Annotated in this window: 18 protein-coding genes and 2 tRNA genes; 11 read left to right on the top strand and 9 right to left on the bottom strand. The window is 43.3% G+C overall.

Translation table 11 applies throughout. The features are described 5' to 3' along the window. Nucleotides 1–3 precede the first annotated feature (3 nt). Nucleotides 4–1209, bottom strand: a complete 1206-nt coding sequence (gene spt / locus ACYVNW_RS06275) for a serine palmitoyltransferase (protein WP_460678991.1) — start codon at nucleotides 1207–1209, stop codon at nucleotides 4–6. Nucleotides 1210–1552: 343 nt separating this feature from the next. Between spt and ACYVNW_RS06270 the strand changes: the two genes are divergently transcribed. The 4 genes from ACYVNW_RS06270 (at nucleotide 1553) to ACYVNW_RS06255 (ending at nucleotide 8372) form a co-directional block, all read left to right on the top strand. Beyond that, complete coding sequence (locus tag ACYVNW_RS06270) at nucleotides 1553–3046, top strand: TolC family protein (protein WP_460678990.1); 1494 nt, start codon at nucleotides 1553–1555, stop codon at nucleotides 3044–3046. A gap of 19 nt (nucleotides 3047–3065) precedes the next feature. Further along, entirely contained in the window at nucleotides 3066–4241 is a 1176-nt protein-coding gene (locus ACYVNW_RS06265) for an efflux RND transporter periplasmic adaptor subunit (RefSeq protein WP_460678989.1), read from the top strand. A gap of 22 nt (nucleotides 4242–4263) precedes the next feature. After that, nucleotides 4264–7437, top strand: a complete 3174-nt coding sequence (locus ACYVNW_RS06260) for an efflux RND transporter permease subunit (protein WP_460678988.1) — start codon at nucleotides 4264–4266, stop codon at nucleotides 7435–7437. 380 nt (nucleotides 7438–7817) lie between these two features. Then, complete coding sequence (locus tag ACYVNW_RS06255) at nucleotides 7818–8372, top strand: hypothetical protein (RefSeq protein WP_460678987.1); 555 nt, start codon at nucleotides 7818–7820, stop codon at nucleotides 8370–8372. A gap of 75 nt (nucleotides 8373–8447) precedes the next feature. On the opposite strand, the gene ACYVNW_RS06250 is transcribed toward ACYVNW_RS06255, so the two are convergent. After that, nucleotides 8448–9641, bottom strand: a complete 1194-nt coding sequence (locus ACYVNW_RS06250; protein WP_460678986.1) for a pyridoxal phosphate-dependent aminotransferase — start codon at nucleotides 9639–9641, stop codon at nucleotides 8448–8450. An 89-nt stretch (nucleotides 9642–9730) separates the two neighbouring features. On the opposite strand from ACYVNW_RS06250, the gene ACYVNW_RS06245 reads away from it, so the two are divergent. From ACYVNW_RS06245 to ACYVNW_RS06230, 4 genes are read left to right on the top strand one after another with little or no spacing between them, the layout of a single operon-like run. Continuing rightward, complete coding sequence (locus ACYVNW_RS06245; RefSeq protein ID WP_460681002.1) at nucleotides 9731–10705, top strand: cation diffusion facilitator family transporter; 975 nt, start codon at nucleotides 9731–9733, stop codon at nucleotides 10703–10705. Continuing rightward, the gene (locus tag ACYVNW_RS06240; protein WP_460678985.1) at nucleotides 10705–11145 is read left to right on the top strand and encodes an NUDIX domain-containing protein; all 441 of its coding nucleotides are present in this window, start codon (nucleotides 10705–10707) and stop codon (nucleotides 11143–11145) included. Before ACYVNW_RS06245 ends, ACYVNW_RS06240 begins: the two co-directional genes overlap by 1 nt. Beyond that, on the top strand, nucleotides 11142–12407 hold the full coding sequence (bioA, locus tag ACYVNW_RS06235; protein WP_460678984.1) for an adenosylmethionine--8-amino-7-oxononanoate transaminase: 1266 nt from the start codon (nucleotides 11142–11144) through the stop codon (nucleotides 12405–12407). Before ACYVNW_RS06240 ends, bioA begins: the two co-directional genes overlap by 4 nt. Nucleotides 12408–12413: 6 nt before the next feature. Further along, nucleotides 12414–13037, top strand: coding sequence for a hypothetical protein (locus tag ACYVNW_RS06230; protein ID WP_460678983.1), 624 nt, complete (start codon nucleotides 12414–12416; stop codon nucleotides 13035–13037). 67 nt (nucleotides 13038–13104) lie between these two features. On the opposite strand, the gene ACYVNW_RS06225 is transcribed toward ACYVNW_RS06230, so the two are convergent. From ACYVNW_RS06225 to ACYVNW_RS06195, 7 genes are all read right to left on the bottom strand, one after another. Beyond that, a complete protein-coding gene (locus ACYVNW_RS06225; RefSeq protein WP_460678982.1) occupies nucleotides 13105–13839 on the bottom strand; it encodes a polyprenol monophosphomannose synthase in 735 nt (244 codons plus the stop codon). A gap of 93 nt (nucleotides 13840–13932) precedes the next feature. Continuing rightward, nucleotides 13933–15648: a peptide MFS transporter gene (locus ACYVNW_RS06220; RefSeq protein ID WP_460678981.1), complete on the bottom strand. Its 1716-nt coding sequence runs from the start codon at nucleotides 15646–15648 to the stop codon at nucleotides 13933–13935. Nucleotides 15649–15738: 90 nt separating this feature from the next. Beyond that, the gene (locus ACYVNW_RS06215; protein WP_460678980.1) at nucleotides 15739–16668 is read right to left on the bottom strand and encodes a hypothetical protein; all 930 of its coding nucleotides are present in this window, start codon (nucleotides 16666–16668) and stop codon (nucleotides 15739–15741) included. Nucleotides 16669–16676: 8 nt separating this feature from the next. Beyond that, nucleotides 16677–17855, bottom strand: coding sequence for an acetyl-CoA C-acyltransferase (locus ACYVNW_RS06210; RefSeq protein ID WP_460678979.1), 1179 nt, complete (start codon nucleotides 17853–17855; stop codon nucleotides 16677–16679). 72 nt (nucleotides 17856–17927) lie between these two features. Beyond that, nucleotides 17928–18095 (bottom strand): type II toxin-antitoxin system antitoxin, encoded by a 168-nt coding sequence (locus tag ACYVNW_RS06205; RefSeq protein WP_460678978.1) that lies wholly within the window; start codon nucleotides 18093–18095, stop codon nucleotides 17928–17930. A 7-nt stretch (nucleotides 18096–18102) separates the two neighbouring features. After that, the gene (locus ACYVNW_RS06200; RefSeq protein ID WP_460678977.1) at nucleotides 18103–18630 is read right to left on the bottom strand and encodes a hypothetical protein; all 528 of its coding nucleotides are present in this window, start codon (nucleotides 18628–18630) and stop codon (nucleotides 18103–18105) included. A gap of 6 nt (nucleotides 18631–18636) precedes the next feature. After that, nucleotides 18637–19494 carry an SPFH domain-containing protein gene (locus tag ACYVNW_RS06195; protein ID WP_460678976.1) on the bottom strand — a complete coding sequence of 286 codons (858 nt, stop codon included), beginning with the start codon at nucleotides 19492–19494 and terminating at the stop codon, nucleotides 18637–18639. A 111-nt stretch (nucleotides 19495–19605) separates the two neighbouring features. Between ACYVNW_RS06195 and ACYVNW_RS06190 the strand changes: the two genes are divergently transcribed. From ACYVNW_RS06190 to ACYVNW_RS06180, 3 genes are all read left to right on the top strand, one after another. Then, on the top strand, nucleotides 19606–21672 hold the full coding sequence (locus tag ACYVNW_RS06190) for an HD family phosphohydrolase (protein WP_460678975.1): 2067 nt from the start codon (nucleotides 19606–19608) through the stop codon (nucleotides 21670–21672). Between the two features lie 130 nt (nucleotides 21673–21802). Beyond that, nucleotides 21803–21889 (top strand) — tRNA-Ser (locus ACYVNW_RS06185). Between the two features lie 91 nt (nucleotides 21890–21980). After that, nucleotides 21981–22054, top strand: a tRNA-Pro gene (locus tag ACYVNW_RS06180). Nucleotides 22055–22329: the final 275 nt, after the last annotated feature.

Genomic DNA, 22329 nt, shown 5'->3' with positions numbered 1-22329 from the left:
GCGTTATATTCTTTCCTTAATGGTTTCTACGCCTACATCTTTAAAGGCTTTCACCAATTTGTCAACCGCTTCTTCAATTTGCTCGAAGGTGTGGGTTGCCATTAATGAGAAACGCAGCAACGAAGAATCAGAAGGTACGGCCGGAGATACCACAGGGTTAACAAATATACCGGCGTTCTGCAAATGCTTGGTTACCAAGAAAGTTTTATCGTTGTCACGAATATAGATAGGCAGGATAGGGCTTTCTGTAGGGCCTAAATCAAAACCTTCATCTAAAAGCAGTTTCATGGCGTAATGGGTATTGCTCCACAACTTCTCCATGTGCTCGGGTTCAGTTTCAATGATATCAAGCGCTGCCAGTACGCTGGCCACCATACCCGGAGGCATACTTGCGCTGAACATCAGTGAACGTGCACGGTGCTTCAAATATTCAATCAGCTCATTATCGGCAGCAATGAAACCGCCCAATGATGCTAATGATTTACTGAAGGTACCGGTAATCATGTCCACTTTGTCGGTTAAACCAAAGTGTGATGCAGTACCTGAACCATTTTCGCCAATTACACCCAAACTGTGGGCATCATCAATAAATATGCTTGCGCCAAAGCGATCTGCTATCTCAACAATTTCAGGCAACTTAACAATATCGCCTTCCATACTGAAGATACCATCAACCACAATTACCTTAACAGCTTCTTCCGGCAGCATGCTCATTTTACGCTGCAGGTCATGCATGTCATTGTGGGCATACTTAATTACTTTAGAGAAAGATAAGCGGCAACCATCAATAATGGAAGCATGATCAAATTCGTCGATGATCAAATAATCGTTCCGGCCCGTAATGCATGAAAGTACACCCAGGTTTACCTGAAAACCGGTACTGAACAGCAATGCCGACTCTTTACCCACAAAGCGGGCTAAACGTCTTTCTAATTCAACGTGAATATCAAGTGTGCCGTTCAAAAATCTTGAACCCGCGCAACCTGTACCGTATTTGTCAATCGCTTTTTTTGATGCTTCTTTAATTTTAGGGTGACTGGTTAAACCCAAATATGAGTTCGAACCAAACATCAGTACGCGCTGACCATCAATCATCACTTCAGTATCCTGGCCTGAATCAATCGCTCTGAAGTAGGGGTACAGTCCCTTCTCTTTAATATTCTCCGCATCTCTAAACTGAGAAATTTTCTCATGTAGTTTTTTACGCATGTATTAACCCTGCTTAAATTTTTTGTAAAAATAGCATCAATAAAGTTTACTACTTATAGTTGATTTGTAAATTTTTTAAACACTCTCGTTTTTTAAGTGTTAACATCAATCTGCAAATTACTTAAAATTTTTTGTTTTTTCCTCCAAAGCATTTGTCAAAATGTTATAAAAATATCCTGCCCCTTTTTCGTTCATTTAATTATCATCTGAATATCTGTTTTCTGTAACATTTTAGATTAATATACAGGTTTAGATGTTATTAATATGAAATTTGCAACACAATTAGTTTTACATCAAACTAATGATATTTATTTGCGTTGTGCAAAAACGCTGAAGCTACCTTATGAAATTTATCTACCTGTATTCTTCATTATTGGTTGTTGCTCTTTGTGTACATGTTAAGTCTAATGCCCAAAATGTACGAGACACTGCCATTACTCAAAATTTAACCTTAAGACAATGCATTGACTATGCACTACGCAATCAACCCGGCGTAAGGCAGGCTGGTATTGATGAAGCAATTAATGAGCGCGACATTAATATAGCTCTATCTGCCTGGTTGCCTCAAATTTCCTCTACCGGCAGTTATCAACGCTACTTTCAGCGTACAGCTCAGGTAGGATCAGCTGCAGGTGGCGGAAGTACCACAGGCGGGGCAACTACCGGGGGCGGAACCAATAACGGCGGAACTAACACAGGCGGCACAGGCAACGGTACCGGTACAGGCGGAACTAACACAGGAGGCGCTGGTACAGGAAGTACTCCTACCAGTACAGGCACAACTACCCAGCAATCTGTATTTGCTATTGGTAATAATGTGTCGTCATTGGGTGTACAGGCAAGCCAGGTAATTTATAATAACGATGTGTTCCTCGCCTCAAGGGCGTCTAAGTATTCACGTTTATACTATCGGCAAAATGCGGTTGTTACACAAATCAATACTGTAGCCGATGTGAGTAAAGCCTTCTTTGATGTTCTCTTATCGCAGCGCCAGTTAAATATTGTAAATGAAGATATTGCGCGTTTGCAACGCAGCCTTAAAGACGCCTATGTGCGTTACCAGGCAGGCGTAGCGGATAAAACAGATTACAAGCAGGCTACCATTGCCCTCAACAACTCCCTGGCTACCCGTAAACAAACTGAAGAAGCTATTAAATCGAAGACTGCTTATTTAAAGCAAATTATGGGTTTAGGCCCTAACCGTAATTTTGAGTTATCATATGATTCTACACGCTATGAGCGGGAAGTCTCTATTGATACCAATCAAACTTTAAACGTTAACAATAGGGTAGAGTACCGGCAATTACTTACTGATAAAAATCTTCAAAACTTAAATGTAGACTATTATCGTTACGGTTTCTTGCCATCTCTTTCAGCCGTAGGCGCTTATAATCTGCTGTATTTTAATGATTCTTTTTCGCGCCTGTATAGTAATGCGTTTCCTACATCTTACGCAGGCCTTACTTTGAGTTTACCCATATTTCAAGGTACGCGCCGTTTGCAGAATGTTGCCAAAGCCAAGTTACAGGTGGAGAGGGTAGACCTGGATATTATAAACAGCCGCAACACTATCAATACAGAATATGTACAGGCTTTGGCTGCTTATAAAAGTAATTACAGCAACTGGCAGTTATTAAAGCAAAACGTAGAGCTCGCCCGTGATGTGTACAAGGTGGTGAGCCTGCAATACCGCGAAGGTGTAAAAACTTACCTGGACGTGATTGTAGCTCAAGCCGACCTGCGCACAGCTGAACTCAATTATTATACAGCTTTATTCCAGCTGCTTTCAAGCAAGGTAGACCTGGAGCGGGCTTTGGGTACATTGGTGGTACGTTAATACTAACATAGCATTTGATATGAAAAACAATTATACTTTACTTACCGCTGCTGCTGTGCTTATGCTTGCAGCTTCATGTAAAAACAAAGACCAGGCTAATGCGGCTCCTCCTCCCACACCGGTAACCATAACTCCAGCCATAAAAGGCGATGCTGTTTATTACGATCAGTACCAGGGAACAGTGGTGGCTTACAACAGTGTGGAACTGCGCTCACAAGTGGCCGGCTTTATTACCGGCATTTTTTTCAAAGAGGGTGACGTAGTAAAAAAAGGTCAGCAATTATATGAGATAGACCGCCGTAAATACGAGGCCGCTTATGCACAGGCACAAGCTAACCTGGCAAGCGCACAAGCTAACCTGGTAAAAGCTCAAAAGGATGCTGACCGCTACCAGTTTTTATTAAAGAACGATGCGGTGGCTCGTCAAACTTATGACCAGGCTGTTGCTACCTTAGCTACCAGCAGGGCACAGGTACAAGTGGCACGCGCAGGAGTTAAATCCGCAGCTACCGATTTATCTTACTCTATTATACGAGCTCCGTTTACCGGCCGCATTGGTATATCTCAGGTAAAACTAGGTGCCGAAGTAACACAGGGTACTACGCTTTTAAACACGTTGTCGAACGAAAATCCAATTGCTACTGATATTGTGGTGAACCAAGCCGACATAGAACGTTTTGGCCGCCTGCAACGGAATTATACCGACAGTACCTTCCGCCTGCAATTGAGCACTGGCGAAATGTACCACCGCCCCGGCAAAATTTTAGCTATTGATCGGGGGGTAAATAACCAAACCGGAACCATTAAGGTGCGTATTCAATTCCAAAACCCGGATGATGAGCTGAAAGACGGAATGAGCGCTGTGGTAAATGTATTGAATGGACAGTCAGGCGAGCAGGTAATCATTCCTTACAAGGCAGTAACGGAGCAAATGGGAGAGTTCTTTGTATATGTGGCACCACAAGATACCGTTGCTTATCAACGCAAAATTACCCTTGGCCCGCGCCTGAATGCTAACGTAGTAGTATTGAAAGGCCTGGAGGCAGGCGACAAAGTGATCAGCGAAGGTTTCCAGAAATTGCGCGACAGCGCCAAGGTAACTACCAAAGCGCCGCAGCAACAGGCAGCTGGAAGTCAGGCCGGCGGTGCCGGTTCTGCCGGGCAGGGTAAACCTCAAAATACACAGGGCAAATAATCAGGATAAATATTATTAAAGCATGATTGCAGACACCTTTATACGCAGGCCCGTTACGGCTATAGTAATATCTATAGTAATTGTAGCGGTGGGCCTGCTGGCAATGAGCTCTTTACCTATAGGCCAGTATCCTGATATTACACCACCTACGGTGCAGGTAACCGGTAACTATACAGGTGCCGATGCCTTAACCGTAGAGCAGACTGTGGCTACCCCCGTAGAAGTACAGGTAAACGGTACGCCGGGCATGACCTACCTGCAAAGTAACAGTACAGGTAACGGGCAAATGAGCATGACCGTTAACTTTGAAGTGGGTACCAATATTGATATTGCAGCGCTCGATGTACAAAACCGGGTTAGTATTGCCGAACCTGTTTTGCCTCAGGAAGTGCAACGCCTGGGTTTAACTGTGCGTAAACGTAACCCCAGTATTTTGATGCTGGTAGCGATGTTTTCTCCCAAGGGCTCACATGATGTAACTTTTTTAGATAACTATACCAACGTTTATATACGCGATGCGCTGTTACGGGCCAAAGGTGTGGGCGACGTATTTACCCGTGCCGACGATTTTAGTATGCGTATATGGCTGAAGCCGGATAAAATGGCTTCGTTAGGTATTACGCCAGCTGATGTTACTGCTGCCTTGCAAGAGCAGAATGCCCAGGTAGCTGCCGGTACTGTTGGTGCGCCGCCTATTGTAAACGGACAGCCATTTGAGTACACTGTTTTGGTTAAAGGCCGTTTGGTGAATCCAAAAGAGTTTGAAAATGTAATTGTAAGAACGCAGCCCAATAATGGCTCGGTAGTGCATTTAAGGGATATTGCGCGTGTGCAGTTGGGTAAATTCAACTACTCCGGTAACTCGTTTGTTGACGGTAAGCGTGCTTCATACCTACTGGTATACCAGGCACCTAACAGTAACTCACTTGAAACTGCCAACAATGTATATGCAACCATGGCCGAGTTGAAGAAAACCTTCCCGGCTGATGTAGACTATGTAGTTCCGTTTGAGTCTGTGACTGTAGTAAAAGTTTCGGTACATGAGGTGGTTGAAACCCTGTTGGAAGCATTGGCACTGGTGGTAATTGTAGTATTCCTGTTCCTGCAAAGCTGGCGGGCTACATTAATTCCGGTACTGGCAATTCCGGTATCAATCATCGGAACATTTATTTTCTTTATACCTCTTGGCTTTACCATCAACACCTTAACCTTATTCGGTTTCGTACTGGCTATCGGTATTGTGGTGGATGATGCGATTGTGGTGGTAGAAGCGGTGCAGCATTATATCGATGAGGAAAAGATGTCGCCGCGCGAAGCAACCGAGCATGCCATGAAAGACATCTCGGCGCCGGTTATTGCCATTGCTTTAATTCTGGCTGCGGTATTTGTGCCGGTAGGCTTTGTACCGGGCATTGTAGGCCGGTTGTACCAGCAGTTTGCGATTACTATTGCTATTTCGGTATTGATTTCTGCGTTTATAGCCTTGTCATTAACACCGGCTTTATGTACTATCTTGCTTAAACCACATGACGGTGAAAATAAACGAAAAAACTTCCTCGATCGCTTTTTCGATAAGTTTAACAACTGGTTTGGCCGGGTAACGCATAAATACCGCAATGGCGTAGACCGCAGTATTAAGCATTCGAAATTTGTAGTGTTTATACTGGTGGCTATAGTGGTCGGTACATTTTTGCTTTTCAAAAGTAAGCCGTCGGGCTTCTTACCGATTGAAGACGAAGGCCGTATCTACGTTACCTACGATTTACCTGAAGGCTCATCTACCCAACGTACCGTAAATACTTTAAAGCAGGTAATGCAAACCATACAGGAAGTGCCTGGCATAGGTCACTTTGCGGCTTTAGGTGGTTTGAATGCCATTAACTTTGCTACCAAATCAAACAGTGCAACGGTATTCGTACAGTTAAAGCCATGGGATGAGCGTGATCAAACCTCGCTCGAGATTGTAGGGGTGCTACAGCAAAAGCTGGCTAAATTTAAAGAAGCCAACGTGGTAGTAATTCCGCCGCCGGCTATTCCGGGTTTGGGTAATACCGCTGGTTTCTCGTTTATATTAGAAGAAAAGCAGGCAGGTGGTGATATTAAAAACTTTGAACGTGTACTGCAAAATTTTGTAGGCGCTGTAAATAAACGCCCCGAAATTGCGAAGGCATTCTCTTTCTTCACCGCTCGTACGCCGGCTTACCAATTAGTGGTTGACCGCGAAAAGGCCAAGAAACTGGGCGTTGCAATTTCTGATATTAACAATGCACTGCAGGTATACATGGGTAGTTCATATATTAATGACTTTACCTTGTATGGCCGTACATTCAGGGTGGTGGCCCAGGCCGATACTTCTTACCGGGTAGATATTAAAAACATTGGTCAATACTATGTGCGTAACCAAGCCGGTACCATGGTGCCGTTGGGTGCATTAACATCTTACCAGATTATTGAAAACGCGCCATTGATTTCGCATTATAACCTGTTCCGCTCTGCAGAGATCAACGGTAACACCAAGCCCGGTTACAGTAGCGGTGACGCTATCACCGCCTTGCGCGAAACAGCTGCCAGTTCATTACCGGCAGGCTATGGCTATGAGTTCTCCGGTTTGAGCCGTGAAGAGTTGCTGTCCGGATCGAAGACGATATACATCTTTGCATTATCTATTGGCTTCGTGTTCCTGTTCCTGGCAGCTTTGTATGAGAGCTGGTCGGTACCGTTCTCTGTACTGCTGGCAGTACCGCTGGGGGCATTTGGTGCCATCTTGTTCTTAACCTTTTTACCCAACCTCAGCAATAACGTATATGCGCAAATTGGTTTGATTACGCTGATAGGTCTTTCTGCCAAGAATGCGATTTTGATTGTTGAATTTGCCAAAGAGCGTGTTGATCGGGGAGTAGAGTTAGAGAAGGCGGTGTTGGATGCAGTACGTCTGCGCCTGCGCCCAATCATCATGACCTCGCTCGCCTTTATATTAGGCGTACTGCCGCTGGTATTTGCATCAGGTGCAGGTGCGCAGGCGCGTCAAACCATTGGTTGGACGGTGTTTGGCGGTATGCTGGCCGCAACCTCTTTGGCTATTTTTGTGGTACCAGTACTCTTCTTTATCATCACCCGTTTTGCGTATGGTAAGGAAAAGCTGGCAGAGTTGCAGGCCAACTATGAGCCTACGAAAGAAGATGAAGAGCATCAATAATCATAAACTGATAAAAACTAAAAAGGAGGCTTTATGCCTCCTTTTTTGTTTTCTGGAATTTGGTACAGTGCCATTCCTTAATTACAAGACAGTGAAATGCTGAAAAAACAGACAAAAATTGTCTGTCTGACAGTCAAATTTGGTATGAAACTTAAATGCAAATTTGTCATGTTGATAACTTTTGTTAATAGCCTATTACCACTCAAATTAAGCTGATAATCAGTTTTTTCCTAAATCTTGAATGTTAATCATTTGAATAACGAATTATCATCCAATTGTTAAAACGGACTTAAAGTGCCAATTATGGCAACATGTTTGATTATAGTGGCATGAACTGTTATAGGACAGTTTAGTACTTAACAAATTTAACTATGAAGAAAATGACTAAAATTTTTGCTGTAGCTGGTATTGCTGTAGCATCGTTATTCGGTTCAAAAGTAAAGGCACAGTCTACTACTCCTGCTAACCAAATTCGTTTCGGTATCGGCGTAGAAGGTTTTGTACCAACCGGCAATCTGCATGATGTATCAAACGTAGGTATTGGTGGTACTGCCCGTGTTCAGTATGGTGTTAACCAAAATGTAGCTTTAATGTTAACTGCTGGTTACTACAATGCTTTTGGTAAACAAGTGCCTTATTTAAACGGTGTATCTGATGTGAAATATCCATCAGTAGGCATTGTACCGGTTAAAGCTGGTATTAAAGGTTACTTAGGCAGCGGCTTCTACCTGAGCGGTGAAGTAGGTGCCGGTTTCGAAACCAGAGATGTTTATGCCCGTCCTGACGGCAGCAAAGACACAAAGTTAATCTTAGCTCCAGGTTTAGGTTATTCATTTAAGCACATTGATATTGGTGCCCGTTATGAAAACTTCTCTGGCCAAAACAACAACTATGGTATGGCTGCCTTACGTGTAGCTTACGGTTTTGGTATCTAAGCTAAAACAGTGTTAAAAATAAAAACGCCCTGTACAAATTGTACAGGGCGTTTTTTTATGTGTATTGGGTAGTTTTTACTTCAACTTAGCTAAAGCTGCTTTAATGCGCTGCATGGCTTCCACTAATTTATCATCAGCTGCTGCGTATGACAGGCGGATAGATTTAGGGTCACCAAAAGAATCTCCACCTACGGTAGCCACATGTGCTTCCTGCAATAAAAATAAGCTTAACTCGTCGGCATCTTCAATGGTTGTACCATTGTAGCTCTTGCCGAAATAAGAGGTTACATCCGGGAAGAAGTAAAAAGCCCCGTCGGGCAGGTTCACTTTTAAACCCTCTATTTCTTTCAGCAAGCCGTAAACCAAATCACGGCGGCGTTTAAAGGCATCACGCATTTCTAATACGCTTTCCAGTCCGCCTGTATAAGCAGCCACACCGGCACGTTGCGTAATAGAACAGGTAGCCGAAGTAATTTGCCCCTGTAATTTATCAATGGCCGTAGCCAGCTCTTTATTGGTAGCCGAATAGCCAATACGCCAGCCTGTCATGGCATAAGCTTTAGAAAAGCCGTTAATGATAATCACACGGTCTTTTACAGAATCAAACTGGGCAATAGATTCATGCTGATCTACAAAGTTAATGTGCTCATAAATTTCGTCGGAGATGATGGAGATCTCAGGGTACTTTTCAAACACCTTCACCAAACCTTCCAGTTCGGTTCTACTGTATACACTGCCGGTAGGGTTACATGGCGATGAGAACATGAACAACTTAGTGTTGGGCGTTATAGCCGCTTCTAATTGCTCAGGCGTAATCTTAAAATTTTGTTCAACCGTAGTGTCAATAAATACACTCTTACCTTCGGCCAGTTTCACAATCTCCGAATATGATACCCAGTAAGGGGTAGGGATAATCACTTCCTCGCCGGGGTTTACCAAGCACAATACCGCGTTGGCCAAAGCTTGTTTAGCGCCTGTTGAAACCACAATCTGGCTAAAATCATAGTCCAGGTTATTTTCGGTTTTCAATTTGCTGGCTATGGCCTTGCGCAAGTCCGGGTAACCGGCTACAGGGGTATAATAAGTATAATTTTCATCCATAGCTTCTTTAGCCGCCTGTTTGATATGCTCAGGGGTATGAAAATCGGGTTCGCCTAAACTCAGGCTAATTACGTTAACACCTTGTGCAGCGAGTTCGCGGGCCATTTTATTCATCTTCATGGTCTGCGACTCGGTCAAATTGTTGATCCGGGTACTTAATGCGCTCATCTTAAAATATATGTAGTGTGGGCAAATATAGAAAATAAGTTTACTGCAATTTAAACGCCTTATTGCTAAATTTGCAGCAAATCATCTCCGTGCGCGAAAAACGAAAAATCATCATCATTGCCCTTATTGCGAGCGTTGTTTTAATGCTGGCCAAGTTTGGTGCATACTTCATAACCTCGTCTAATTTTGTATTGACTGATGCTGCCGAAAGCGTGGTAAACGTAGTAGCAAGTGCCTTTGCGTTTTTCAGTATTTATTTGTCTTCAAGGCCGAGGGATGAAAATCATCCATACGGGCATGGTAAAATTGAGTACTTCTCCGTTTTTATCGAAGGCGCCCTTATCAGCATTGCTGGTATCGGCATATTATTTAAATCTACTTACAGCTTATTTCACCCATCCGTAGTAAAAGATTTGGTTACGGGTGCCGTGATCATCGGCGCTACAGGCGCTATCAATGGCTTGCTGGGCTGGTACATGATTAACCAGGGTAAAAAGCTTAGTTCTATCACACTCGAAGCCGATGGCCGTCACTTGCTTACCGATATGGTAACCAGTGGGGGATTGGTTGCCGGCTTGTTGCTTATATTTTTCACCAAAATAGTATGGTTAGATAGTGTATTATCTATTGTGGTAGGTTTATACATTGTATACACCGGCTATCAACTGCTGCGCCGCTCTATTGCCGGCCTGATGGATGAGGCGGATTTTGATGTTGTAAACCATATTATTGGTGTGTTGAATGATCAGCGCAAAGTGGAGTGGATTGATGTACACAACCTTCGTGCACAAAAATATGGTGCCGAACTGCATATTGATTGTCACATGACTTTGCCTAACTACTTTGACCTGAACCGTGTACACGAGGAAGTGGCTTTGGTAGACAAGCTGATTAATGCCAAAGGTGGTGTTAAAACTGAACTCTTTATTCATACCGACCCTTGTTTGCCGGAGTGTTGCCATTATTGCAGCATGCCCAATTGCCCTATCCGTTCTGAAGCCAAACGCGTTGAGATTGAATGGACCATGGAAAACGTAACCCGTAACAAAAAGCACTTTGAATAATGGCCATGTTTAACGTACGTGTGTATGGTATTTTAATAAACGACCAGCAAGAGTTATTACTGAGTGATGAGCAGGAATATGGCTATCGTTTTACTAAACTTCCGGGTGGCGGTTTGGAATATGGTGAGGGACTTATTGACGGCTTGAAGCGAGAGTTTATGGAGGAATGCAATGCCCCGGTTGAAATCATCAGTCATTTTTATACTACCGACTTCTTTGTTAAATCCGCCTTCAACGATTCTCAAATCATCAGCGTTTACTACAAAGTAAAAAACCTGAAGCCGCTTAATTTAAATTTTAAAACGAAAGCATTTGATTTTGATGGCGAAGGTAATACACTGCAGGCTTTCAGGTGGATAAAACTAAGTGAACTTCGGGAAGAATACATGACCTTTCCGATAGATCAGCATGTGGCTGAATTGTTAATTAAAGAACTATGAATTTAACCGAACGCGATTTAAATGTAATATGGCATCCCTATACCCAGATGCAAACGGCCCGCCCGCCAGTGCCGATTGTAAGAGGTGAGGGTGTATTGCTGTTTGATGAACAGGGCAATTCATACATTGATGCCGTGTCTTCATGGTGGGTAAACATTCATGGCCATGCACACCCGTACATCGCCAAAAAAGTAGCCGAGCAATTGCTGCAACTGGAGCATGTCATATTCGCAGGGTTTACACACCCGGCTGCTGTAGAGCTTGCTGAACGCTTACTGGCTATTCTGCCAGATAACCAAGCTAAAGTTTTCTACTCGGATAACGGTTCAACGGCCATCGAGGTAGCACTTAAAATGTGCCTGCAATACTGGAATAACCAAGGAAAGCCGCGCACCAAAATACTGGCTTTTAACAACGCCTACCATGGCGATACCTTTGGGGCTATGGCTGTAAGTGGCCGCAGCGCTTTCACTGCGCCGTTCGATAACTTGTTGTTCGAGGTGGAATTTGTTGATTTGCCCAATGCCGAAAACATCAACGAAATTAAAGAGCGTATCAATGAATTATCTCAAGAACTATGCTGTTTTATTAATGAGCCGCTGGTACAAGGTTCGGGCGGGATGCTGATGTATGAAGCCGCTTACCTGGATGAACTGATAACCCACTGTAAAGACAAGGGCATTTTTACCATTGCCGACGAGGTTTTTACCGGCTTCGGACGTACCGGCAAACGTTTCGCCACCAATTGGATGGAAAGCCAGCCCGATATCATGTGCTTCTCCAAAGGCTTAACCGGTGGCACCATGGCTTTAGGTGTTACTACCTGTACGCAATATATTTATGATGCTTTTTTATCGGAGGATAAGCACAAGACTTTATTTCACGGTCATTCATTTACAGCCAATCCGGTAGCCTGTTCTGCGGCTTTGGCCAGTATGGATTTATTTTTGGAACCGCCTACCGAAGAAAATATTTTGCGTATTGTCAGCCGGCATCAGGAGTTTGCTGCAAAAATTCAATCGCACCCACGCCTGAAAAATGTGAGGCAAACCGGGACTATTTTAGCTATGGAATGGGAGACAGGTAACAGCACTTCTTACTTTAGTACACTGCGCGACCGCCTATACGAGTTCTTTTTAAAAGAAGGTATCATATTGCGGCCTCTGGGAAATGTGTTATACATTTTACCTCCGTATTGCATTACTAACGAACAACTCGACTACATTTATCAAAAAATTGAGCAGGCGCTCGAAACATTATAACATTTTATGGAACTTCAATCAATACTGACTTCGATAGTTGCTGATAATGAATTGCATGCACGCTGGTTAAATACGCTATCGCTGATGGAGAATACAGGCGCCCGTAAGATCTCTGCTTGCGAAGACCCAACTACGGTTACCTATATCATTTTAAAACATGCTGCAGAAGAGCATCGTCATGCTTTTTATTTAAAAAAGCAGCTGGAAAAGCTGGAGGCTTCTGCAAACTATCCTACTTATTCACCCGAATATTTGGTAGCTCCGGCTTACAGCAAGCAGTATTTGAATCAATTGGATATCGACTCATGCCGTTACCTGAAAAATGAATTAGGCTTACAGAGTAAAGAGTTGCGCTTTGCTGCTTACCTTTTGGTTACTTATGCTATTGAGGTACGGGCTGATGAACTATACCCGGTCTACCAGGACGTATTGAGCCAAAGCGGCAGTAAGGTAAATGTGAAATCTATTATTCTGGAAGAAGAAGGGCACCTGGAAGAAATGCTAAACCAGTTACAGCAATTTTCCCCAGATTGGCAGCGCCATGCTAATAAAGCTGTTGAGATTGAAACCAGATTGTTTAACGACTGGGTGCAGGCACTGGGTAAAGAGGTTAGCGCCCAGGTAGCTTAAAACGTTTGGTTGGTGGCTGCAGGCAATAAATCCAAATGGCTTGCAGCCACCAAAACATGTCAAAGCTTTATTCTCCTTCAGGATATTTCCTGAAGATGCTGTTGAATTTCATTTGGATCACACCAAAAACAGCTTCCCTGAATATTCCTTTCGACATTTTGGAGGCGCCTTCTGTACGATCGGTAAATATGATCGGTACTTCTACCACTTTAAAGCCATGCTTAATAGCGGTGTATTTCATTTCAATCTGGAAGGCATAGCCTACAAATTTAATTTTATCCAGGTTTACGGTTTGCAATACGCGGCGCTTGTAGCACATAAAACCGGCAGTAAAATCGCGTATATCCTCGCCCGTAACCAGGCGTACATATACTGACGCGTAATAGCTCATAATCACACGGCCCATAGGCCAATTAACCACGTTTACACCGGTAATATAACGTGAACCCACGGCGACGTCGGCACCATCTACACAGGCCTGGCGCAGGCGCAACAAGTCGTCAGGATTGTGGGAAAAATCGGCATCCATTTCAAATATATAATCATACTGGTGATGGATGCACCATTTGAAACCACAAATATAAGCTGTACCCAAACCTAATTTACCCTTACGCTCTTCCATGAACAACTGCTCAGGAAATTCGCGCTGCAAACCCTTCACAATTTGAGCTGTACCATCCGGCGAGCCATCATCAATGATAAGCACATGAAAATCATGAGGCAAAGAAAATACCTTACGGATCATCCGTTCAATGTTTTCTTTTTCGTTATACGTTGGAATAATAACTATACTGTCGGGCACTGAAAAAATGCAGGAATAAGATGTATATAAAAACAGCCTGCACAATGAGGCAGGCTGACAAATATCGAAATTAAATTAAAATAACTTAGCGGATTATCTTACTCCGTTCATCATTTTTTTGAGTTTTCCTGAAATCAGAAACAATAACACTGATGCTATGCCCGATAAGATTACGAACACCATAAAAAACTCATAGAGGTTATGTATGGTAAAACCAACAAAGGTGGGGTAATGTACATCGATTTTTTCTTTTGCCAGTGTAGCTAGTTGTTCAGCAGTTGCTGATACTTTACCATCTAATATGCCTCTTAAATCAATACCTTTCGAGGTAGCAAAAGTAAACTTATCACCTGTTGGCGGGAGGATGGCACCTAAGGTACCTGCCAGCGCATAACCAGCGGCATTGCTCAAAAACCAAACACCCATTAACAATGATGAGAAGCGTTTAGGCGCAAGTTTTGATACCAGTGATAAGCCGATAGGAGACAGGCAAAGTTCGCCCCAGGTATGAAACAGGTACATGATGATTAGCCAGATTACGCCAATTTTGTCAGTGCTACCCAGATTTTTTACCTGTAATGCTATAATATAGTAACCCAAAGCTACCAGCAGCAAACCAAGTGATTGTTTTACAGGTGAAATAGGCTCCAGATTGCGTTTTTGTAATTTTAACCAAAGCCAGCTAAACGGCAGTGCAAAAATTACGATAAATAACGAATTAGCATTTTGAATTAAGCTTGGAGGGAGCTGGTAACCAAATACATGTGTATCTGTTTGCTTATCGGCTACGAAGGTTAGCGATGAGCCTGCCTGTTCAAACGCAGCCCAAAAGAATATCACAAAGAATGCAACAGTATACAACACCATAATTCGCTGACGTTCAATAGTTGTGACTGATTTATCAGTTAATATCAGTACGGCCAAACTGATACCCGATGCATAGATGAATGGATAAACCCAGCTTTTAATTGGGTTCGGGTCATCAGAAATATAATGGAATGTTAAAAACAATACCGCCAGCAAAGCAATCACAGCCCCGATAGCGCCGTTAGAGAAACTGGCTTTTTCGGCTTCGCCTGTTGGGCTTAATGTGCTGCCTTTCATATCCGGCTTAGTGCCGATCGCTTCACCTTTAGGTGTTACAATAAATTTATTTTTTAACAGTATAAAGGTGATGGTACCAACAAACATAGCGCCGCCCGCCGCTAAAAACCCCCATTTAAAGGCTTCTACCATGCGCACATCACCTACTTTAACATCGCCCAGCAAAGGGCATACGGTCATCCCCAAAAGGGCTCCAACGTTGATACCCATATAAAATATGGTGAACGCCGAGTCAAGCCTTGTATCTCCTTTTGAGTACAGCTGGCCAACCATGGATGAGATGTTGGGTTTAAAAAATCCGTTACCGAATATGATAACTGCTAAGCCGATCCACATGATTAGTCGGGCAGAGTCGACATTAGTGGCATAGCTGTAGCCGCTGTAAAACATAAATAACTGGCCAATACCCATCACAAAGCCACCCAGAATGATACAAGCGCGGTTGCCCAGATATTGGTCGGCAATATAACCTCCGAGCATTGGAGTAAGGTAACAGAGGCCCAGAAAACCACCGTAAATAATAGCTGAATCTTTGTCAGAAAAGCCCAGCGCACTTACCAGGAACAGGGTGAGTAAGGCACGCATGCCATAAAAGTTAAACCGTTCCCACATCTCTGTAGAAAACAGTACATACAATCCCTTCGGGTGTTTTTTCGCAGGTACATCAACAAGACCTGCATCTACAGCAGCTATTTCTGGCTCCATTAATTACTTAGTTTAAATTTTTCGAAAATACTATTATATCTATAAAAGCCTGTATCGGCATAAGTAAAAAAGCTTTTGAAAGGTAGTTTGCTAATGGTTTCGCCTGGATGATGCCGCCGCCGCTGCCTTATCACGCTGGGCCTGCTTTTTGGGGTCTTCAATGTCCTGCTCGCCCGCTAAGGCTATGTTACGCATGTCAAGGTCATTAACGTAATTCCATTTGCCGTTACTCAACCGGTACCCATCATAGGTTAAATCAGGCCCATACATTTCCATTTTGCCTTTCATTTTGGCATCGGGCGGAGCAATGTGGTCAAATACAATCAGGTTTTGTTCCGGTACGTAACGCAACAGCATAGAGGCCTGTCGCGAATATTCAAATATTACGCGGCTGCGGATTTTGCTGTTGCCTTCAAATACCGGCTTGCCCCAAACGGGGATGCCATTATCGAACGATAAAACCTCGATTACCTTCTTGGTGCTTTTTACATTATTGCCTTTCCAGCCCAACAGCACGTAATAGGGACGGTTGCTGTAAACCGGTATAATTTTATAATACTCAGCACCAAACCATTTACGGTTGGTGGTAACTGAGTCTTCAGGGTTTTTTAATATCGGAGAATAATCTTCCAAGGGATGCAATACCAGTGGGCCGTTATTGTTCATTTGTACAGCACCATAAAAACGGTAGCTGCCATCCTGGTTCATCACCGGCCAGCTGAAAATGCGGAACTTGCGATCCGGAGAATTTAATATACTGATGGTTTTTAATGAGTCGAAGGCAAAGTCATAAGAGTGAGGCGTCTTTAAGGCAGTAACCAGCATCCGGATGAAAGCATAATTGGCATTTTTGCGTTCCACATCACTTTCATTGTTCACCATTTCACGCCCCAAACGCTGCAGGCTATCTTGGTAGTGGCGCAGGGATTTTTGGTAAGAACTTTCGCTGCTATGCTGTGCTAAGGTGGTTCCTACGCCCAAAGCACACCACACCAATGCCATTAAAAACCGTTTAAACATGCACTAAATTAACTTAAATTTTCAATAACCAAAGCGCTGGCACCGCCGCCGCCATTACAAATGCCGGCTACGCCATACCTGCCGTTGTTGTGCTTAAGCACATTAAGCAAGGTAACCACAATACGTGCACCCGAAGCGCCCAGCGGATGGCCTAAAGCCACAGCGCCGCCATTTACATTTACTTTATTTACGTCTAAATTCAATGCTTTATTGTTGGCTAATGCCACTACTGAGAACGCTTCATTAATTTCGTAATAATCAATCTGCTCAGCGGTTAGGCCTGCTTTAGCAATTGCCAGCGGGATGGCTTTGGCCGGCGCTGTGGTGAATAGCTCAGGGGCCTGCTGTGCATCGGCATAGGCTATAATTCGGGCCAGCGGTTTTAATCCCAATTCCTCTGCTTTTTCTTTACTAACCAATAGCAGTGCTGCAGCGCCATCATTTAAACTGGAAGCGTTAGCTGCTGTAATTGTTCCTTCTTTATGAAAAACCGGTTTAAGGCCGGGTATTTTATCAAATTTAACCAAGTCAATTTCCTCATCATCTGTAATTAATGTGGTATTGCCTTTTCGGTCTGTTACTTCAATGGGTGATATTTCATTTTTCAGCCAACCTTCCTGCCGGGCTTTTATAGCACGCTGATAAGATTGTATGGCATAAGCATCTTGCTCTTCACGGCTAATGTTGCAGGTGGTAGCGCATAACTCACCGGCGCTGCCCATGTGATAATCATTGTATACATCCCAAAGACCGTCTTTAATCAGGCCATCGGTTAATTGTGCATTGCCCAAGCGATAACCTGTGCGGGCTTTATCCAGATAATACGGTACGTTGCTCATGCTTTCCATGCCACCAGCTATCATTACATCGGCATGGCCTAATGCAATACTTTGGGCAGCCAGCATAATGGCTTTGGTACCTGACGCGCATACTTTGTTCACCACCGTGGCCGGTACATCGGGTAAACCGGCAAAACGTGCTGCCTGTGTAGCCGGTGCCTGCCCCAAGCCGGCAGACAGTACATTGCCCATATAAACTTCCTGAACAGCATCAGGGTTGATGCCCGCTTGCGCTACCACAGCTTTGATGGCCGCAGCGCCCAGTTGGGTAGCTGTAAATGAAGACAATACGCCTCCAAAACTACCGATGGGTGTACGGGTGGCAGCAACAATATATACTTCTTTCATGAATAGATATTTAAAATTGGAAGCGCAAGTTAATTAATTTTATTATGCATGCATAATAAAATTAAGCTGTAATTAATCAGCTTTCTTTTTGCGCAGCTGTTTCTTTCTGTCGCTCAATGCCTTTTGCAGTAAGTACTCAATCTGCCCGTTAATGCTTCGGAATTCATCACCGGCCCAGCATTCGATCTCCTTGAGCATTTCAGGATTGATGCGTAATACAAATGATTTTTTCTCTGCCATATAAATATTACGCTGCAGCAGCGGCAGCACGGCGCTGGGTTAAAAAGAGCAGATGAGTGCCAAGCAACAATAGCAGCGGCGTGAGTTCATGATTCAAATATTGCTGCTCAACAGTAAAACGTATGCTTTTTGAAGAAAATGCATGCTGGCTGATTAATGCAATCTGATTGCCTGAACTGTCTGACCAGGCGTATTCTCCCTTCCAGATAGATTTGCGTCTCAGAGTGAATGCAGAGCCGTCTGCCAGCGTTAAGTTGAAATCAGATTTGAACCATTTCTGCGTTACCTCTCCAATTACTTTACCGTCTGCGGTATGGGTAATTACCTGGTCAAAAGACCAAATGCTTTTGTTGCTCACCTTCCAGCTGTTATGCAGGGTTTCAAAAAGTGCTGCGCGCGCCGTTAAGCCATCAAAGCTGAATTTACCATAGCTAAACTGCCCGTCTGTAAATTCATACCAGGGCCGCCACCAGCCATGGCGCTGCATCCATAGCTGTGGTGTTCTTACCTGTTTAAAGTCTCTGTAATCGTTCATGATGGATTAATGATAAAGCGTACCGGTATTTACCACTGGGGATACATTGCGCTCACCGCACAACACCACCAATAAATTACTCACCATAGCCGCCTTGCGCTCTTCATCCAATTCTACAATATTATTGGCCGATAAACGGTCTAAAGCCATTTCAACCATACCAACGGCGCCTTCTACAATCTGCTTACGGGCTGCAATAATGGCAGAAGCCTGCTGGCGCTGCAACATGGCATTTGCAATTTCGGGAGCGTAGGCCAGGTGAGAGATGCGGGCTTCCAGTACCTCAATACCGGCTCGTGACAGGCGTTCATTTAATTCCTGCTCCAGCATTGCACTTACCTGTTCGGCACCGCCACGCAGGGTAATGGTAGCAGTTTCATCCTCAAAGTTATCATATGGGAAAATATTGGCTAAATGCCTAACGGCGGCTTCGCTTTGTATATTCACATACTGCACGTAATTTTCTACTGCAAAAATGGCTTTGGCGGTATCCTTTACCTGCCACACAATTACCGCAGCAATTTCAATAGGGTTACCAATTTTGTCGTTTACTTTCAATTGTTGTCCGTTCAGGTTATTAGCGCGTAAGGATACCTTGGCTTTGGTAGTAAAGGGATTAACCCAGTAAAAGCCATCCTTTTTTACGGTACCGGTATATTTACCAAACAGGGTAAGCACTTTCGATTCGTTGGGGTTTACAATAATTAGTCCGGGCAGGATAAAAACAAGGTCAATAATTCCTACAACTACCGCTACGGGTGCATAGCCGGCAAGGCCCGCAAAGATGGATACACCTATCAGTACAAAGAATAAAAGCAAGCAAAGAAAACCGGAAGGAGGGTTGATTAATTTTTCGTTTTCCATATTAATTATGATTTATTTTGATATCATAAAGATATCAACTTTGAAACGAGAAATGCAAGTAATAATTCAGTTTGCTGAATTTATTTTACTTTTGATAGGTTTAACATCACTATGGCAAAATTCAGCGCATCGCGCCAAAGGGCAGTACTTCGTAAATATGCAGTTAGCGTTAAGTTTTTAATGCTGTTTGTGAGTATCTGCTTAATTGTGTTTTTTCTTCCGAAACAAGCTAAATTTGGCTATGAGTACGAGAAAGGGCGGATATGGAACCAGCACGATCTACTTTCGCCCTATAACTTTGCTATTTTAAAAACGCCTCAGCAGTTAAGTGCTGACCGGGATGCGGCACTGAAAAGCGTGGTGCCGGTTTACCAGTTTGACGAGAATATAGAATCTCAGCAACTGGAAGGTTATAAGAATGATTTTGACATTAAATTGAAAACTGCTGGCTTACCTGAGCGGCTGAAGCAAACTTATTATAACCTGGGTTATAATTTATTAAAAGCAATATACACCAAAGGTGTGCTCACTTTAAACGCACGTTACCAGCGCAACACCGAAAACTACGATCTTTCGGTACTGGACCATAATGTAGCTACACAAAAAAATACGGCTGATTTGTACACCCGTGCTAAAGCCTTACAATATGCAGACTACCAGTTATCGCAGCAAAAAAATCTGGATAAGGCTTTTGTACTCACGTTAATTCAGAACCGGTTACAAAACAACCTGAACTACGACGACAAGTTTACCCGTAGGTTGGAAAATGATGCCATACAAAGCATGTCGACCACGAGTGGTATGGTGCAGAAAGGCGACGTAATAGTAGCCAAAGGCTCCGTCATTAGTGACGAGGTTTATCAGAAGCTGGAATCGTATAAAAAGGCATTTGAAGATAATGCCCGCATCAACGGCGACCGGCGTTGGGTGTTGTTAGGTCAGTTTTTACTGGTAAGCATGGTGCTTGCCCTGCAACTGGTATTTTTATATCTCTTCCGTAAAGATATTTATGATGATAACCGCCTTGTGGGGTTGATATTGCTGGTGATTACCGCCATGCTGGCTACCTTATCATGGGCAATTAAATTGCAGGTTCCTAATCTGTATTATATTCCTTATTGTATTGTACCTATCATCATTCGTATTCTATTTGATACCAGGCTGGCCTTAAACATCCACTTGCTGGTGGTACTGATTGCCGGTTTTTTTGTGCCTAACAGCTTCGAGTTTGCTTTTTATGAGATTACTGCCGGCATGATCTCTATTTATAGCATTAAACGGTTGCTCAGGAGAGGAACGTTCCTGTCGTCGGCTTTACTGATTACATTGAATTATTTTCTGGCCTACCTGGGTATTTCTTTTTTGAGAGAAGGAAATTTAGCCACTATTGACTGGATGGAATTTTTTCCGTTTGTAGTAAGCGTGTTACTTACCTTGTTGGCTTATCCGCTTATTTACGCTTTTGAAAAGCTGTTCGGTATTACTTCTGATTTAACTTTAATTGAGCTTACCAATACAAATGCCCCTTTATTGCGTGAGATGGCTTTTAAAGCGCCTGGCACCTTTCAGCACTCGCTGCAGGTAGCTAACCTGGCCGAAAATGCCATTTATAGCATTGGGGGTAATGCGCTGCTGGTAAGGGCAGGGGCACTGTACCATGATATTGGTAAAATGGAGAACCCGCTGTATTTCATCGAAAACCAAAACCACGGTTTTAATCCGCACGATAAGCTGCCGTATGATGAAAGTGCCCAAATTATTATAAGGCACGTAAGCGCAGGGGTAGAGATGGCCCGCAGGAATAATTTACCTGAAGTGATTATTGATTGCATACGCACGCATCACGGTAATACGCGGGTAGATTATTTTTATCAATCTTTCTTGAAAAATTTTCCTGAAAAGTTTATTGATGAAAATATTTTCCGGTACCCTGGGCCGATACCTTTTTCGAAAGAAACCGGGGTGCTGATGCTGGCCGATTCTGTTGAAGCAGCTTCACGTTCACTGAAAACACCCGATGCGCAATCCATTAATGATTTGGTGGATCGTATTGTGAGTTATAAATTGAACCAGGGGCAACTGAATGATAGTAACATTACTTTAAAAGATATGGAGACGATAAAGGAAATATTTAAGCGGATGCTGATGAGTATTTACCATGTGCGCATAGATTATTAAAATTTTCTGTCTGTAATTCACCGCTTTGAATAAGTCTGTTTTAGAAAACTTAATATTTTTTTTGACAGGATAACTGAATTACTATATTTGCAAACCCAAACGGGAAAACGCCTTGCAAGAAGGCACAAATGGTGAGGTGCCTGAGAGGCCGAAAGGATCAGTTTGCTAAACTGACGTACGGGAAACTGTACCGAGGGTTCGAATCCCTCCCTCACCGCTTCGAGCTGAGCGATAAAGCTTGAAAAATTGAAATAATGAAAATAGTGCTTGCAAACGTAAGAAAATTGATTACCTTTGCACCACGTTTTCGGGATGTAGCGTAGCCCGGTATCGCGCCACATTTGGGATGTGGAGGCCGCAGGTTCGAATCCTGCCATCCCGACGATACCACATATCTAACGATATGGAAAGCCTGTAAATCATTGATTTACAGGCTTTTTTGTTTTCCTGCCAACGCAAATTATATCAAATCATCGCAAGTTATCCGTCACCTAACTGAACACCTCTTTTCGTTTCATACTTTTGAGGTATTCAAAAGTGGTTTAAATCGCTGTAATACAATAGCTTACAAGGCAACGAACCTGCGTTGTTTTGCGCTGATTTGAGCTGATCTTTTGATACCATTAGGTATGATTTAATACCAAATAAATGCAAATG

Source organism: Mucilaginibacter koreensis (assembly GCF_054783355.1).
Note: the sequence above shows the minus strand (reverse complement) of the source record. Positions and strands in the feature narration are given on the sequence as shown.